This is a genomic window from Sphingomicrobium marinum (assembly GCF_026157105.1).
Classification (GTDB): Bacteria; Pseudomonadota; Alphaproteobacteria; order Sphingomonadales; family Sphingomonadaceae; genus Sphingomicrobium; species Sphingomicrobium marinum.
In genome coordinates this window covers 1,334,137-1,349,330 of the sequence record NZ_JANPVQ010000001.1, presented here as the reverse complement: position 1 = coordinate 1,349,330, position 15,194 = coordinate 1,334,137, and the positions used below count along the sequence as shown (strand labels likewise).

The 15,194-nt window shown below is 61.0% G+C and carries 14 protein-coding genes; 8 read left to right on the top strand and 6 right to left on the bottom strand.

Annotation, left to right across the window (positions count from 1 at the left end):
• Positions 1 to 12: 12 nt before the first annotated feature.
• The 6 genes from rpoD (at position 13) to metC (ending at position 6,530) form a co-directional block, all read left to right on the top strand.
• On the top strand, positions 13 to 2,037 hold the full coding sequence (gene rpoD, locus NUX07_RS06740; protein WP_265529810.1) for an RNA polymerase sigma factor RpoD: 2,025 nt from the start codon (positions 13 to 15) through the stop codon (positions 2,035 to 2,037).
• A gap of 64 nt (positions 2,038 to 2,101) precedes the next feature.
• Positions 2,102 to 2,929 (top strand): FkbM family methyltransferase, encoded by an 828-nt coding sequence (locus tag NUX07_RS06735; RefSeq protein WP_265529809.1) that lies wholly within the window; start codon positions 2,102 to 2,104, stop codon positions 2,927 to 2,929.
• A gap of 287 nt (positions 2,930 to 3,216) precedes the next feature.
• Positions 3,217 to 3,567 carry a PspC domain-containing protein gene (locus NUX07_RS06730; RefSeq protein WP_265529808.1) on the top strand — a complete coding sequence of 117 codons (351 nt, stop codon included), beginning with the start codon at positions 3,217 to 3,219 and terminating at the stop codon, positions 3,565 to 3,567.
• A gap of 219 nt (positions 3,568 to 3,786) precedes the next feature.
• Positions 3,787 to 4,470, top strand: coding sequence for a DUF6975 family protein (locus NUX07_RS06725; RefSeq protein WP_265529807.1), 684 nt, complete (start codon positions 3,787 to 3,789; stop codon positions 4,468 to 4,470).
• A 47-nt stretch (positions 4,471 to 4,517) separates the two neighbouring features.
• On the top strand, positions 4,518 to 5,363 hold the full coding sequence (locus tag NUX07_RS06720; protein ID WP_265529806.1) for an AAA family ATPase: 846 nt from the start codon (positions 4,518 to 4,520) through the stop codon (positions 5,361 to 5,363).
• Complete coding sequence (metC, locus tag NUX07_RS06715) at positions 5,364 to 6,530, top strand: cystathionine beta-lyase (RefSeq protein ID WP_265529805.1); 1,167 nt, start codon at positions 5,364 to 5,366, stop codon at positions 6,528 to 6,530.
• Between the two features lie 15 nt (positions 6,531 to 6,545).
• On the opposite strand, the gene NUX07_RS06710 is transcribed toward metC, so the two are convergent.
• The 3 genes from NUX07_RS06710 to NUX07_RS06700 all read right to left on the bottom strand — a co-directional run bounded on the left by NUX07_RS06710 (position 6,546) and on the right by NUX07_RS06700 (position 8,712).
• On the bottom strand, positions 6,546 to 6,755 hold the full coding sequence (locus NUX07_RS06710; protein ID WP_265529804.1) for a helix-turn-helix domain-containing protein: 210 nt from the start codon (positions 6,753 to 6,755) through the stop codon (positions 6,546 to 6,548).
• The gene (locus NUX07_RS06705; protein ID WP_265529803.1) at positions 6,755 to 7,204 is read right to left on the bottom strand and encodes a hypothetical protein; all 450 of its coding nucleotides are present in this window, start codon (positions 7,202 to 7,204) and stop codon (positions 6,755 to 6,757) included. The genes NUX07_RS06710 and NUX07_RS06705 overlap by 1 nt, the downstream gene beginning before the upstream one ends.
• Before the next feature lie 110 nt (positions 7,205 to 7,314).
• The gene (locus NUX07_RS06700; protein ID WP_265529802.1) at positions 7,315 to 8,712 is read right to left on the bottom strand and encodes a methyl-accepting chemotaxis protein; all 1,398 of its coding nucleotides are present in this window, start codon (positions 8,710 to 8,712) and stop codon (positions 7,315 to 7,317) included.
• A gap of 104 nt (positions 8,713 to 8,816) precedes the next feature.
• Here NUX07_RS06700 and NUX07_RS06695 point away from each other — a divergent pair, with 104 nt between their 5' ends.
• Positions 8,817 to 9,998 carry a vWA domain-containing protein gene (locus NUX07_RS06695; RefSeq protein ID WP_265529801.1) on the top strand — a complete coding sequence of 394 codons (1,182 nt, stop codon included), beginning with the start codon at positions 8,817 to 8,819 and terminating at the stop codon, positions 9,996 to 9,998.
• A gap of 32 nt (positions 9,999 to 10,030) precedes the next feature.
• Here the strand turns inward: NUX07_RS06695 and NUX07_RS06690 are convergent, their stop codons facing one another.
• Positions 10,031 to 11,236, bottom strand: coding sequence for an exo-beta-N-acetylmuramidase NamZ family protein (locus tag NUX07_RS06690; RefSeq protein ID WP_265529800.1), 1,206 nt, complete (start codon positions 11,234 to 11,236; stop codon positions 10,031 to 10,033).
• Positions 11,233 to 11,775 (bottom strand): DOMON-like domain-containing protein, encoded by a 543-nt coding sequence (locus NUX07_RS06685; RefSeq protein ID WP_265529799.1) that lies wholly within the window; start codon positions 11,773 to 11,775, stop codon positions 11,233 to 11,235. Before NUX07_RS06685 ends, NUX07_RS06690 begins: the two co-directional genes overlap by 4 nt.
• Before the next feature lie 95 nt (positions 11,776 to 11,870).
• On the opposite strand from NUX07_RS06685, the gene tyrS reads away from it, so the two are divergent.
• Entirely contained in the window at positions 11,871 to 13,094 is a 1,224-nt protein-coding gene (tyrS, locus tag NUX07_RS06680) for a tyrosine--tRNA ligase (RefSeq protein WP_265529798.1), read from the top strand.
• On the opposite strand, the gene recG is transcribed toward tyrS, so the two are convergent.
• A complete protein-coding gene (gene recG / locus NUX07_RS06675; RefSeq protein ID WP_265529797.1) occupies positions 13,091 to 15,142 on the bottom strand; it encodes an ATP-dependent DNA helicase RecG in 2,052 nt (683 codons plus the stop codon). The two genes, tyrS and recG, sit on opposite strands and share 4 nt — an antisense overlap.
• Between the last annotated feature and the right edge of the window lie 52 nt (positions 15,143 to 15,194).

Below are 15,194 nucleotides of genomic sequence, written 5' to 3'. Positions count from 1 at the left end.
GCAAACGCGGGTATGGCGACGAAAAAGAAAACGAAGGCTGATGACGGCGATGCGCCGCTGATCGACCTCAATGATTCCAAGATCAAGAAGCTGATCGCACGCGGCAAGCGGCGCGGGATCCTCACCTATGATGAGGTCAACGAAGCGCTGCCGAGCGACCAGATGAGTCCTGACCAGATCGAAGACATCATGTCCTCGATCAGCGAAATGGGCGTCAACATCGTCGATTCGGATGAAGAAGACGACGATGTCGAGGCGATCGACGAAAAGGACGGCGCCAAGAAGTCCGACCCCAAGACCGTCAAGGCAACCACCAACACCAAGGAACGCGCCGACCGCACCGATGACCCGGTTCGCATGTACCTGCGCGAAATGGGCGCGGTGGAATTGCTCAGCCGCGAGGGCGAGATCGCCATCGCCAAGCGTATCGAGGCCGGCCGCGACTTCATGATCTGGGGCCTGTGCGAAAGCCCGATCACCTTCAACGCCATCATTGAGTGGTCGAATGCGCTCAACGAAGAGACCATGCAGCTTCGCGAGATCCTCGATCTCGAAGCGATGATCTCCAAGGGCCCGACCGCTGAACAACTTGCCAAGTCCGAAGAGGACGATGACGAGGACGAGATTAGCGAGGAAACCGCCGGTCCGACCATCACCGACGACGATGATGTCGACGACGAGGAAGAAGACGGCGACGACGAAGAAGGCGGCAACAAGCCCAAGACCGACGCCAACGGTCGCCCGATCCGCAATGACGATGACGACGACAACACGCTCTCGCTCGCCCAGATGGAAGAGGCGCTCAAGCCCGTCGCGCTGGAAAAATTCGCCGAGATTACGGCGCTCTTCAAGAAGTTTTCGAAGCTGCAGACCGACCGTCTTGCGGCATTGGAAGCCGGCGAGGAATTTTCAAAGGTCCGTGAGAAAAACTACCAGAAGCTGTCGGGCGAACTGACGGCGCTGGTCGAAAGCGTCCAGTTCCATAACGCCAAGATCGAATATCTCGTCGACCAGCTCTACAGCTACAACCGTCGCCTCATGGCGCTGGGCGGCCAGATGCTGCGCCTTGCCGAGCGGCACAAGGTCAAGCGCGCCGACTTCCTCCGGGAATATGAAGGCAACGAACTCGACGACCAGTGGCTGAAATCGGTCGCCAAAATCGATGCCAAGTGGAAGAAGTTCGCCGAAAACGAAGTCGATACAGTCGAGCGTATTCGCGGCGAGATCGCCGAAATCGCGCAGGCGACCGGCATGTCGCTTCCCGAATTCCGCCGCATCGTCAACCAGGTCCAGAAGGGCGAACGCGAAGCGCGCATCGCCAAGAAGGAAATGGTCGAGGCGAACCTGCGCCTCGTGATCTCGATCGCGAAAAAATATACCAACCGCGGCCTGCAGTTCCTGGACCTTATCCAAGAAGGCAATATCGGCCTGATGAAAGCGGTCGATAAGTTCGAATATCGCCGCGGCTACAAGTTCTCGACCTATGCGACGTGGTGGATCCGCCAGGCGATCACGCGTTCGATCGCGGACCAGGCGCGTACGATCCGTATTCCGGTCCACATGATCGAGACGATCAACAAGCTGGTCCGTACGTCACGCCAATTCCTCCACGAAACCGGCCGCGAGCCGACTCCCGAAGAACTGGCCGAGCGACTGTCGATGCCGCTCGAAAAGGTGCGCAAGGTGATGAAGATCGCCAAGGAGCCGATCAGCCTCGAAACGCCAATTGGCGACGAGGAAGATTCGCACCTGGGCGATTTCATCGAGGACAAGAACGCGATCATCCCGGTCGACGCCGCGATCCAATCCAACCTCAAGGAAACCGTTACTCGCGTGCTAGCCTCGCTGACGCCGCGTGAAGAGCGCGTGCTGCGCATGCGCTTCGGGATCGGCATGAACACCGATCATACGCTGGAAGAAGTTGGGCAGCAGTTCTCGGTCACCCGCGAACGTATCCGCCAGATCGAAGCCAAGGCGCTGCGCAAATTGAAGCATCCGAGCCGCAGCCGGAAAATGCGAAGCTTCCTCGATCAATAGGGGTTGCCCCGCGGGCGCATTGCGCATCGAAGGCGGCAATCGGCCGATTATACGGCAACATCTGTTGATCGAAGGCGCGCTGGCGCTGTCAAATGTCATCCCGCGCGCCAAGGGCGCCCTGCCCCGATTGGCTGGCCGCCTGCTGGGTGAGCGGCTCTGGCAAAATGACATCGGTAACGGGCTCGATCTGCTGTGGGATGGCCGTGTCCTCGACATGTGCGCGCACGTCGCGCGTACGGGGACATGGGAAGCGCATATCCTCGCGGCGCTGCGCCAGGAGATCGCCGCCCTTCCGTCCGGCAGCACCTTCTACGATGTCGGCGCCAATGCCGGCTATATCAGCCTGGTCATGGCGCGCGAATTTGAAAATCTGGGACACATACTGGCGTTCGAGCCGCTCCCGCGCCTTGCGCAGGCGCTCGCACAGTCGATCGAGCATAACGGACTGGGAGACCGGGTCGATGTCTTCGCGGTAGCGCTAGGCAACAAGCACGCCGAAGTCGATCTCTACCTCCCGCGCCACGCGGTTCAGGCCAGCCTGGTGGCCCGCGAGGCGGATGCCACCAAACTAGTTGTGCCAGCGCGCCGGCTTGATGACTTGGTTGCCGAGGCAAGCCTTGCTCCACCGGACATCATCAAGATCGATATCGAGGGTGCCGAATTGCAATTCTTCGAAGGAGCGCGACAGACCCTCACCGCAACCAAGCCCGTCCTTATTTTCGAATGTGACAGAAACGCCCAGCGGTTCGGGCATGACATCGGTGATGTAATCGAATTTTTGCGACCGCTTGGGTACGACAAGTGGACCGCCCTTGCCGACGGTGGCCCGATCCCGATGTCTCCAGACCAGCCTGCCGAAGCGAACGACTATCTGGCCAAGGCTTCAATTTAAGACGCGAAAACGCTCCGCAGCTTGCAGACCAAATCCCGCCATTCGCCGATGGGTCGAACGCCCGCGTCCATTGGTCGAGCGGCGATGGCGCCATTTCGCTGGTCCCAGCTAGTGGGAATTACCACCGGATGTGGGGAACTACACCGTTTTGCAGTCGTTCAGTTTCAAAGTAATACGGTGTTTTCCACACAAAACCGGGATTAATTTGGATTGGCATGGTTGATGCTTTCTATCGGGACATCATCCACGGGGAACGCGTCACCCCAGGCCGAGAGGAACGAAATACGATGTTGCAGTTGATCAATAAAGCCGCCAGCGCCACTGCCAGTGCCGTCAGCAATGGTTTGAGCAAGATGTTCGGTCAGGAGAACCTCTTCACCCGCAACGACACTATCTTCGGTGTGTGCGAAGGTCTCGGCGAAGATCTCGGGATCAACCCGCTCTTCTTGCGGCTTGCGTTCATCCTTCCGCTGTTCTGGTTCCCGATGGAGCTCGTCATGCTCTACTTCGGCCTCGGCGCCATCCTGTTCGTGACCCGGATGCTGGTGCCAGCCCGCAAAGCCGAAGCATCGGCAAGCGTCACCCAACTTCCCGAACCCGAAAGGGTCGAGAAAGAGGCCCTCCCCAAGGCCGCCTGACCCGCCAGGCTGTGACGCAACGAGAGGGGCTGCGGTTCGCCGCGGCCCCTTTTTTGTACCCGAGCGCCCCGAGGCGCACTCGGTTGTCCCGAAACGAGCCACAAATTAACCCGTCTGACCAAAAGGTGAAGGCCGCATAAACCTCGTCTTTACGAGCCTTGGGTAAGGATCAATCGCTACAGGGAATATGACGCTCGACGATTTGGGGAGAATGAGGCGATGGGTGGAGACGTGGCGATGAACCGGCAGGCACATCCTGTCGCCGATGCGCAATTTGCGCGCATCGCCAATGATGGCTGCTGCCAGCATGAATTTGCCCGCGCCCTCCAGACTGACCACAGCCATAGCGCGGCGCGCAACCTTGCCGACGCGGTCCACCTGTTTTGCCAGGTTTATGGCCGTCATCCGGGCATGATCGAACTCGCGCTGGCCAATACGCCCGCAGGCCCGGTCCGCGACTGGATGATGGGCGCTGCCGACGCTTTCGAGCGCGAACGTCTCTTCCTGGTTCGGTTGACGAGTGCTGTTGGCCCCCTTCCCTCCACCCCGGGCGCCCATCAGACCGAAAGCGTGTTGCAGGCGCAGCGCCGCGCGGTGGAAACGTTAGCGCGTAGCGAGCGCGAAGGCTGTTCGCTTGGCGCAGCCACCGCGCTGGTCGGTGATTGGCCGGTGGTCCGCGCCGTGCTCGATAGTGCCGCGCAGCGCGCGGGTATCGAGGTTCCGGCCTCGGTCCTGCCGGGCGAAACCGATTGCGCACAGGTCATCAACGCTGCCATCCAGGGCCCTGCGGCTCAGCGCGCCCTCACCTTCGGCACCGAGCAGCTGCTGCTCCAGCATCGCGGCCTGTTCGACCTGCTCGAAGCCCGCGCGGTTGCGCGCGACAAGGCCGACGGGATCGTCTGACCTTTCGTCCTGTTGCGCTCAGGGCCGCGCGCTCATAGAGCGGGGCCATGAAATTCGAAGGTACTTCCTCATATGTCGCGACCGATGACCTCAAGGTCGCGGTCAATGCCGCCGTCAAATTGCGGCGCCCCCTGCTCGTCAAGGGCGAGCCCGGCACCGGCAAGACCGTGCTGGCGCACGAGATCGCTGCGGCCATCGATGCACCGCTCATCGAATGGCACGTCAAATCGACAACGCGCGCCGAAAAGGGCCTCTATGAATATGATGCGGTAGCGCGCCTGCGCGACGGGCAGCTCGGCGAAGAGCGCGTTCACGACATCTCGAATTATATCCGCAAGGGCAAGCTGTGGGAGGCTTTTACCTCCGAGAAGTTGCCCGTGCTGCTGATCGACGAGATCGACAAGGCCGACATCGAGTTTCCGAACGATCTTCTCCAGGAACTCGATCGCATGGAATTCCATGTCTACGAGACCGGCGAGACGGTGAAGGCCAAGGATCGGCCGGTGGTGGTCATCACTTCCAACAACGAGAAGGATCTGCCCGACGCGTTCCTGCGCCGCTGCTTCTTCCACTATATCTCTTTCCCCGATCGCGAGACGATGGAATCGATCATCGATGTCCACTTCCCCGGCATCCAGAAGATGCTGGTGCGCAAGGCGCTCGATCTTTTCTATGCGGTGCGCGAGGTGCCCGGCATCAAGAAAAAGCCCTCGACCAGCGAATTGCTCGACTGGCTCAAGCTTATCTTGCACGAAGACATGCCGCTCGAAGTGCTGGCGGACGCCGACCCGAAAAAAGCGATTCCGCCGCTGCATGGCGCGCTGCTCAAGAATGAGCAGGACGTGATGCTGTTCGAGAAGCTGGCCTTCATGAGCCGGCGCGAGGGTCGCTAAATGACCAAGGATCGGCGCGGCATCGAGACCCGGCTGATCCATCCGCTCAAGCGCGCATCGGCCAAGTTCGAAGCGGTCAGCCCACCCATCCACCGCGCCTCCACCGTGCTGTTCGACACGATCGACGCGGTCTTCGATGAGCAGGAACGCGACGCGCATTACCGCTATGCCACCATGGGAACGCCAACCACGCGGGAGCTGGAGGCGCGGCTTTGCGAGATCGAGGGGGCTGTTGGTGTCGAATTGGCGCCTAGTGGACTGGCGGCGTTATCGCTCACTTATCTGGCTGCCTGCAAGGCCGGTGACCATGTCTTGATCCCCGCATCTGCATATTCTCCCAACACAAGGCTCGGCGATTTCCTGAAGCGTTTCGGGATCGAGGTCGAGGCGTATGACCCGCTCATCGGACCCGACATCGAGCTACACTTCCGACCCAATACCCGGCTCGTCTGGTGCGAGAGTCCCGGCTCAATCAGCATGGAAATACAGGACGTGCCGGCCATCATCGAGCGGGCTCATCGCCATGGCGCGCTGGTTGCCGTCGACAACACCTACGCAGCAGGGCTGCTGTTCAATCCGCTCGATCATGGCGCGGATTTTTCGGTGCAGGCGCTGACCAAGTATCAGGGCGGGCATGGCGACGTATTGATGGGGGCCGTCGCCACGCGCGATGCAGCGCGGCTCGCCGAACTGCGTGCAGCGGCCGAACATCTTGGCAGCTGCGTTTCGTCCGATGACGCCGCCCTGGTGCTGCGCGGATTGCGGACTCTCTTCCTGCGCCTGCGACATGTCGAGCGCGGCGCACTGGAGCTTGCCACCTGGCTCGACCAGCATGAGGAGGTCGCCAGCGTATTGCATCCGGCCTTGCCCGCTTGTCCTGGACACGACATCTGGAAGCGCGATTTTTCTGGCGCTGCCGGCATTTTCTCGGTGATCTTCAAGGATTGGTCCCGCGCGAGGGTCGAGCGCTTTGTCGACGCGCTCGAACTTTTCAAAATCGGGTATAGCTGGGGTGGGCCCGTAAGCCTGGTCATGGCCTATCGCGGGCTTTCACGACCGTCCCCAGAAGCCGGCGAAAGGCTGGTACGGTTTAGCGTGGGGCTAGAGGAGTTGGACGACCTCAAGGCCGATATTGTCCAGGCTATTGCTGCATCCTCGCAGCCCTAATGACCTATACCGGCGCTAGCCTTCATCGGAGATGTCGAGCAGGTCGCCGGGCTTGCATTGCAGCTCTTCGCAGATCTTTTCCAGCGTCGCGAAGCGGATGCCTTTGACCTTGCCTGAGCGGAACAGGCTCATTTGCGTCTCACTTATGCCGACACGTTCGGCCAATTGTTTGCCGGTGATGCTGCGCATCGCCAGCATCTTGTCGAGCGTCACCACGATCTGCATCAGACGAACTCGTCCAATTCGGCGCGCGCTTGTTCGGCTTCAGCCATGAGCCGCGACACGAAATGCAGGACAGCGCCGAGAATTCCCAGCGTGATGGGCGTAAGATCGTAAGTGAAGAGCGGACCGCCCGCCCCCAGCAGCTTGGCAAGCATGGCCACGCCAAAGACTTCGAGCAGGCTACCGATCAGCAAAGCAAGACCGACGCGGCGCAGCAACTTCCCGAGAATGCCTGATCGCACGCCCCCGGCAATCGATTGGAGCGCGCGATAGGTGGCGCCGATCGCATATACATAGAGCGGCATGGGAAGCAGCGAGGCCCAGAAATACCCGTCATTTGCGCCCAACCAGTCGGCGCCCAGCACCTGCGCGATAAAGAGCGCCATAACGGCGACGAGCACGATCACGACGGCCGAGGCAAGCCAGCCTGCGCGCGTCTTATATCCAGCCATACACCCCCCGATGCCGCTTCGTTAAGGCCAGCGGTTTAAACGATACTATAATTTCGAAGCGGCTCGCGCAAGCTGACGGGAATCAGTGTAATTCCCGTAGTGGGACGAACCTAATTGTCGTCGCGGTAGGCGAGTTCGAAATTGCCCCAGCGACGGCCTTTGATGACGAGCGGAATGTAGACATTCTTCACCGTGATCGCTTCATCGCCGCGGGTCATGCGATAGGTCATCAGGCTGGGCTTGTCGCTGCCATGCGCGAAGCGCGTCTGGTCGTCCATCATGATGCGACGGTTGCGGCAATTGGCGTCGTTCCAGACAGGATCGCTACCTTGGGGCTGCGAGCGGCTCGACATGTGCGTCGGCAGATGGCCGTTCTCGTCGCCGATCGTGGTGCCGATGATGCGATTGTCGCCTTGCACGACCTCATCGAGGATGGGCTGGATCACACGGTCCGCCGTGTCGCAGAACTGCGTATCGAACTGCGGCGGGTTGGAGCCTTCGCGTTCGCGGTAATTGCGATCGAACACCGCTTCGACATCGATCTCGCCGGCATCGATCGCGGCTTCGACCTGCGCGCGAATGCGGTTCGCGTAATCGGCCGCCTTTAGCATCATCGGCGTGTCGTCAATTTCCGCCCCGGAGTTTGCGAGCGTGTTGAGCATCGTGCCCGTCAGCATCTCGAGGTGGCCGAGGCGGCGCTGCGCACGGACAAGCTGCCCGCCATTGCCGCGCGCGTCTTCGGCAAATTCGTTCAGGCCCGCTTTCATGCGATCGACGCTGGTCTGGATCATCCCGGTCGAATGCGCGATGCCTTCGGTCTGGCGGTCGACCATGCCGACGATCTCGCTGACTTCGTTGACCGTGGCTCCGATGACACCGAACTGCGTCTGGGCGGCGCGACTGCGATCGACGCCTTCCTTGATCTCGGCGGTGACCGACCCGGCCTCGCGGGTCAGTTCACCGATCGTTTCGGCAATCTCGCTGGTTGCCGAACGCGTATCGTGCGCCAGCTTCTTCACTTCTGCGGCAACGACGGCAAAGCTGCGCCCTGCCTCGCCTGCGCGCGCGGCTTCGATGGTCGCATTGAGTGCTAGCATGTTGGTCTTGCGCGCGATCACCTCGATGGTCGAACTGACCGACTGGACCTGGTTCATGGCGGTAGCGAACCCGGCCATGCGTTCGCCCAGCTGCACGACAAGGTCGGTCAGGCCCTTGAAGCCCGCAATTGTTTCCTCGATCGCACCGCGCCCGGCTTCGAGCTTGGCCTTGGCCTGTTCGGACAGGAGCCGCGCTTCATCGGTGCTGTCGGAAACGCGTGCCTGATCGGCAAGCAGGCGCTCGGTGACTTCCTCCAGCTCGTCCAGCTTGCCCAGATGTTCTGAAATGGTGGAGGCAACATCTTCGACATAACCCGCGACGTCGCTACATTCCATCGACAGTAATCCGCAATCGCGTGCAACGCGGCGGATGGCGTCTTCGGTGACTTCCTTGATACCTTCGGTGGCCATCTTCACCCCATGAATAAGCCGATACTCGGCCTCTCCTTACGGGCTAAACCCCTACTTCTTCGTTAACCATGGATGCCGCGCCGCACCTTCGCTAAGAAGCGCCCATGTTTATCGGATTTGTCGAAGCATTGCGGCGCGCCGGGTTGCCCGCCAGCCTCAAGGAGCATCTGCTGCTGCTTGAGGCGCTGGACCGCGACGTCATCGCGGCCGATCCGACCGAGTTCTACTATCTGGCGCGCGCGACCTTCGTCCATGACGAAGCCGGGCTCGACAAGTTCGACCAGGTTTTCGGCGAGGTGTTCAAGGGGCTGGAACGCGCCGAAGGCGAAGACCTGGCCCAGACCCTGCCCGAAGATTGGCTCCGTGCAGTCGCCGAGCGTTACTTCACCCAAGAAGAAATGGACGAGATCAAGAGCCTGGGCGACTGGGACGAGATCATGGAGACGCTGAAGAAGCGTCTGGAAGAACAGCAAGGTCGGCACCAGGGCGGCAACAAGTGGATTGGCACCGGCGGCACCTCCCCCTTCGGCCATGGCGGCTACAATCCCGAGGGCGTGCGGATCGGCGGACCGGGCAAGCATGGCCGCGCGATCAAGATCTGGGAAAAGCGCCTGTTCCGCGATCTCGATGGCGAGCGCGAGCTTGGCACCCGCAACATCAAGGTTGCGCTCAAGCGGCTGCGGCGCTTTGCCCGCGAAGGCGCGATCGAGGAACTGGATCTCGATGGCACGATCCGCGGCACCGCCAAGCAAGGCTGGCTCGACGTGCGCATGCGGCCCGAGCGGCACAATGCGGTAAAGCTACTGCTTTTCCTCGATATTGGCGGGTCGATGGACAGCCATGTGCGGCAGGTCGAAGAGCTGTTTTCGGCAGCGCGCAGCGAATTCAAGCATCTCGAGCATTATTACTTCCACAACTGCATCTACGAAGGCGTGTGGAAGGAAAACAGGCGACGCTGGGATGGGCAGACGCCGACCATGGATATTCTCCACAAGTTCGGACCGGATCATAAAGTCATCATCGTCGGCGATGCCGCGATGAGCCCCTATGAGATCACCCATTCGGGCGGCGCGATCGAGCATTATAACCAGGAAGCTGGCGCCACCTGGATCAAGCGGCTCACCGATGCCTATCGCTCGGCCGCATGGCTCAACCCCGTGCCGAAGGAATATTGGCACCATTCGATGTCGACCAAGATCCTCAAGGAGTTGATGGGCGACCGGATGTATCCGCTAACGCTCGACGGGCTCGATGAGGCGATGCGCGATTTGAGCCGCAAACATTGAGCCCAGCACCGCGATCCCGGTAAAAGCTGAAGCTAGTAGAGAAGCACGCCCTCGCGCTCTGCCATCCAGCGTTGCTCATCAGGATTTGCTAAGGCGTCCAAGTCACCGGCATTGGCGCCCTCGTCATCGACCCATTCACGCAGTCCCGGTCCGCCATTGATGATGTCGATGGCGAGGTGGCCTTCTGTATATTCGTATTTGAAGTCCTCACCGCGCCACAGCTCATAAGCCGGGAAAATGTTGCGGATGGCCTTGAAAGCGAGCGCCTGCAGGCGCCACGGCTTGAAGGCGTCGTGATCGTAAAAGCGACCCTCGGCGTGGACCATAAGCCCATTGCACAGCTCGCCGGCATGTTTGTGGAACGTGGGTTCAAACCAGCATTCGCGTAAGCGGCACCCACGCATCCAGTCGGGCGCGAAGCGTTCCATTTCGCGCAGGACCGCCGGCGCATCGACGTCGGGCGCGCCGAACAGGACTTCCAAGGGGCGAGTGGTGCCCCTGCCCTCGCTCAGCGTCGCGCCTTCGAGCATCACCGTGCCCGCATAAGCGCGCGCCATGTTGAGGCTGGCGGCGTTGGGCGACGGATTGATCCACAGGCGATCGCTAGGCCATCCGAAGCCGGGAGCTGCGGCGGGATCGTAGCCCTCCATCTCGATGACGCGGTAATCCACGTCGAGATCGAAATGGTCGATGAACCATTGGCCAAGTTCGCCCATGGTGAGGCCATGGCGCATTGGGATCGGGCCGGCACCGACAAAGCTTTCATAGCCGGGCTGGAGGATGGTGCCTTCGACCGGACGCCCGGCAGGGTTGGGCCGATCGAGTACCCAGACGCTTTTGCCATGCTCGGCAGCTGCTTCGAGCATGTAGAGCAACGTCGTGATGAAGGTGTAGATGCGGCACCCCAGATCCTGAAGATCGATGAGGACGACATCGAAAGTGCCCATCGACTGGCCGGTCGGGCGGCGCACTTCGCCATAGAGGCTGAACACGGGGATGTCGTGGACGGGATCGGTCTCGTCCTCAGTCTCCACCATATTATCCTGCTTGTCGCCCTTGATGCCGTGCTGCGGGCCATAGGCGGCGGTCACATTGATCCCGGCTGCGATCAAGGCATCGAGGCTATGTGTCAGATCGGCCGTAACCGACGCGGGATGCGCCAGCAGCGCGATCCGCTTGCCTTCCAATGGTTTGCGCAGTTCCGGATCGGCGAGCAGCCGATCGATGCCCAGCATCATGCGGCTTCCAGCTTCGGATAGGGCACCGCGAAGCTGAGGCGGTCATGGAAATCGGGCTTGCCCGGCGCGTGCAGCGCCGCCCAATGCACCAGTGCACGCCCCTGTTCGTCGATTACCGCGGCGAGCTGGCAGCTGCCGTTCTCGGGCATGTCGGCAAGGGTCAGCAACACTTCTACCGTCAACGTATCGCCATCGCGCGAGCAGCGGATTTTCGGGTCAGCCGGCATCAGGTGGTGGCGCTGGCCCTGACGATACCGATCGAATTCATAGGCCGCCCAATCGCCGCCGGGCGAGAAATTGAATTCGCGATAATCGTCGCCCGAGGCGCGGCCGAGAAAAAATTCAAAACAGGTCTCACGCCACAGGTCGTCGCGGCGCATGCCGGTGCCCTTGGGAATGATCATCTTTTGCTCCGGATCGTGGACTTCGTAGGTGATCACGAGCTGGTGCGGATCGGGTCGCCGGATCGAGCCGCGGATACTGTCCACGGTCTTGGGTTCGGGGCCGTCAGGATGCGAATAAAGTTCTACAGGTTTCACGCGGCGCTGTTTTGCACGAATATCGCGGTTTTTCCAGTTGTTTGCAGGCAAATTTGCCGTGGAAGACGACGAAGCGCGCTGCTAGTGCGTTCGCGATGACCTACAAAAGCGATCTTTTGACGCTGCTTTCGGGCCGCGACTATATCCACCAGACCACCGATGCCGATGGTCTCGATGCGCTCGCGTCTAAGGAAATTGTTACCGGCTATGTCGGTTTCGATGCCACCGCGCCGAGCCTGCACGTCGGCAGCCTGGTGCAGATCATGCTGCTGCGGCGGCTCCAGCAGGCCGGCCATCGCCCGATCGTGCTGATGGGCGGCGGGACTACCAAGGTTGGTGATCCCTCGGGCAAGGATGAGAGCCGCCAGCTGTTGACGCCAGAATTTATCGACCGGAATATTGCAACGATCAGAAAGGTTTTCGAACGGTTCTTGAGATTTGATGATAGCGAAACCGGCGCCATCATGGTCAATAATGACGATTGGCTGGGCGATCTCAATTATCTCGATCTGCTGCGCGATGTGGGGCCGCATTTCACTATCAACCGGATGATGACCTTCGATAGCGTAAAGCTGCGCCTCGAGCGTGAACAGCCGCTCACCTTCCTCGAATTCAACTACATGATCCTCCAGGCCTACGATTTTCGCGAGTTGCACCAGCGGCACGGCTGCCGCCTGCAGATGGGCGGATCCGATCAATGGGGGAATATCGTCAACGGCATCGAACTGACCCGGCGCATGGGCGGCGGCGAAGAGCTGTTCGGTGTGACGACGCCGCTGATCACGACGGCAGACGGCAAGAAGATGGGCAAGACCGCATCGGGCGCGGTGTGGCTCAATGAAGACCAGCTAAGCGCCTACGACTATTGGCAATTCTGGCGGAATACCGACGATGCCGACGTGGTGAAGTTCCTCAAATTGTTTACCGACATCCCCCTCGATGACGTGGATCGGCTCTCAAAGCTGGAAGGCGCTGCCATTAACGAAGCAAAGATCGCGCTGGCCAATGCCGCGACCGCGATGCTTCACGGAGAAGATGCTGCCCACCAGGCTGAACAGACGGCGCGCAAGACTTTTGAAGAAGGCGCAAGCGACGCAAACCTGCCCAGCGTCGAGACCGGCGGATCGATAGGTGTCATGGACGCGCTCAACCGACTGGGGTTCGTTGCATCCAACGGCGAAGCGAAGCGCAAGATCAAGGAAGGCGCGGTCAAGCTCGACGATGCAGTCGTCAACGACCTGCAACTGCAGATCGACGTGGCTGGCGATCCGGTAAAGATCAGCCTCGGCAAGAAGAAGCACGGGCTGCTGCTGCCCTAGCCCCCTTTGAGGAGGCCGACCGCAGCATCTCTTTCGAAGAGATAGAGCGCGGTGCGCGCCGCCTGCCCGCGTTCGCCCTCAAGGCCGCCGTCGCGATCGAGCAGAAGCTGCGCGTCGCTTTGGGCCGCTGGCGCAAGGTCGCGGACCTGCTCCGAGCTAGCAAGACGAAAGGCCTGTTCGCCCGACTGGCGGGTGCCGAGGATTTCGCCGGGGCCGCGCAGGCGCAAATCCTCTTCGGCGATCCGAAAGCCGTCATTGGTCTCGCGCATCAATGCGAGCCGTGCGCGCGCCGTCTCTGACAGCGTTTGACCGCGAAGCAGGAGGCAGCGGCTCTTGCCCTCCCCGCGACCGACACGCCCGCGCAACTGGTGCAACTGCGCGAGACCGAAACGCTCGGCGCCCTCGATGATCATCAGTGTGGCATTGGGCACGTCTACCCCCACTTCGATCACGGTTGTCGCCACGAGCACCGAGAGGTCGCCATTGGCGAATGACGCCATGACGTCATCCTTCTCCTCGCCCTTCATGCGCCCGTGGACGAGACCGACGCGGTCGCTTCCGAAGCGGGTCTTGAGGATCTGCGCGCGGTCTTCGGCTGCTGCGGCATCGATACCGTCGGATTCCTCGACCAGCGGGCAGACCCAATAGGCCTGCCCGCCAGTAGCAATGTGACGGCCCAGACCGTCGATTACGTCGGCGGTCTTCTCGTCGGAAACGACCAACGTGTCGATCGGTTGGCGGCCGGGCGGGAGCTCGTCGATCTGGCTTACCTCCATCTCGCCAAAGCGGGTCAGCGTAAGCGTGCGCGGTATCGGCGTCGCGGTCATGGCGAGGAGATGCGGCGGCGTCCTGCCCTTTTCGGTGAGCAAGAGGCGCTGCGAGACACCGAACCGGTGCTGCTCGTCGACCACCACCAGCCCCAGGTTCTTGTAGGCCACCTTTTGCTGGAAGATAGCGTGCGTGCCGACCAAGATGTCGATACTGCCATCGGCGAGGCCCATGAGGATGCTCTCGCGCGTTTTGCCCTTCTCGCGGCCGGTCAGGATCGCGACGGTGACGCCGATCGCTTCGCACTGGCGTTTGAGACTATCGAGGTGCTGGCGAGCTAGGATTTCGGTCGGCGCCAACATCGCAGCCTGCGCACCGGCCTCCACCGCGTGCAGCATCGCGATCAGCGCCACCAGCGTCTTGCCCGAACCCACATCGCCTTGGAGAAGGCGCAGCATCGGGCGGTCCTGCGCCATGTCACCCGTGATTTCACCGATGACGCGCTGCTGCGCCGCGGTTAGCGTGAATGGAAGCGAGAGCTTGTCGACCAGGCGGCCATCGCCTGCAAGCGGAACCGTCTTTCGACGGCGATTGGCCTGACGTATCAGTAAGAGTGCCAGCTGGTTGGCGAAAATCTCATCGTAGGCCAAGCGGTTACGCGCATTATCTGCGCCTTCGTCTGAATGGGCCTTAGCAAGAGAAGCGCGCCATTCTCGCCACCCGTTGCGCTTGAGAAGCGAAGGTTCGATCCATTCGGGCAGTTCGGGCGCGCGCTCTAATGCCGCGGCGACCAGTTCGCGCATGCGTTTGTTGGTGATGCCCTCGGTGAGTGGGTAGACAGGCTCGCGCAGCGGCGGCTCCACGCCCGCCTCAAGCACCTCGGGGTGCACGATCTGCAGTTCCTGCCCGTAGGCATCCAGCTTGCCTACGATTACGCGCTTGTCGCCAAGCGGTAGCTGCTTCTTCGCCCAGCCCGGATTGTTGAAGAAGGTCAGTGTGATCGTGTTGTCGTCGGCATCGCGCGCGAAAATGCGGGTCGGGGCTCGGCCCCTGCCCTCGCGAAGCTCGAATGGCTCGACCTCGACGATCACGATCTGTCCGACCATGGCGTGCGACACCGCATCTGTCCTGATGCGCTCGATACGACCGGTGGGTAGGTGGAAGGCGAGATCGAGCGCGCGCGTGAGTTTGAGGCGCTCCAACGCCTTGGCAATGCGCGGACCCACGCCCTTGAGCGCCTCAGTTTCGGCGAATAGTGGCTGGAGCAATTCAGGCCGCATAAAGTCCAGCTAGCAAGTTCGGGCCGCAGTTCCTACATGGGTAATCATTGAA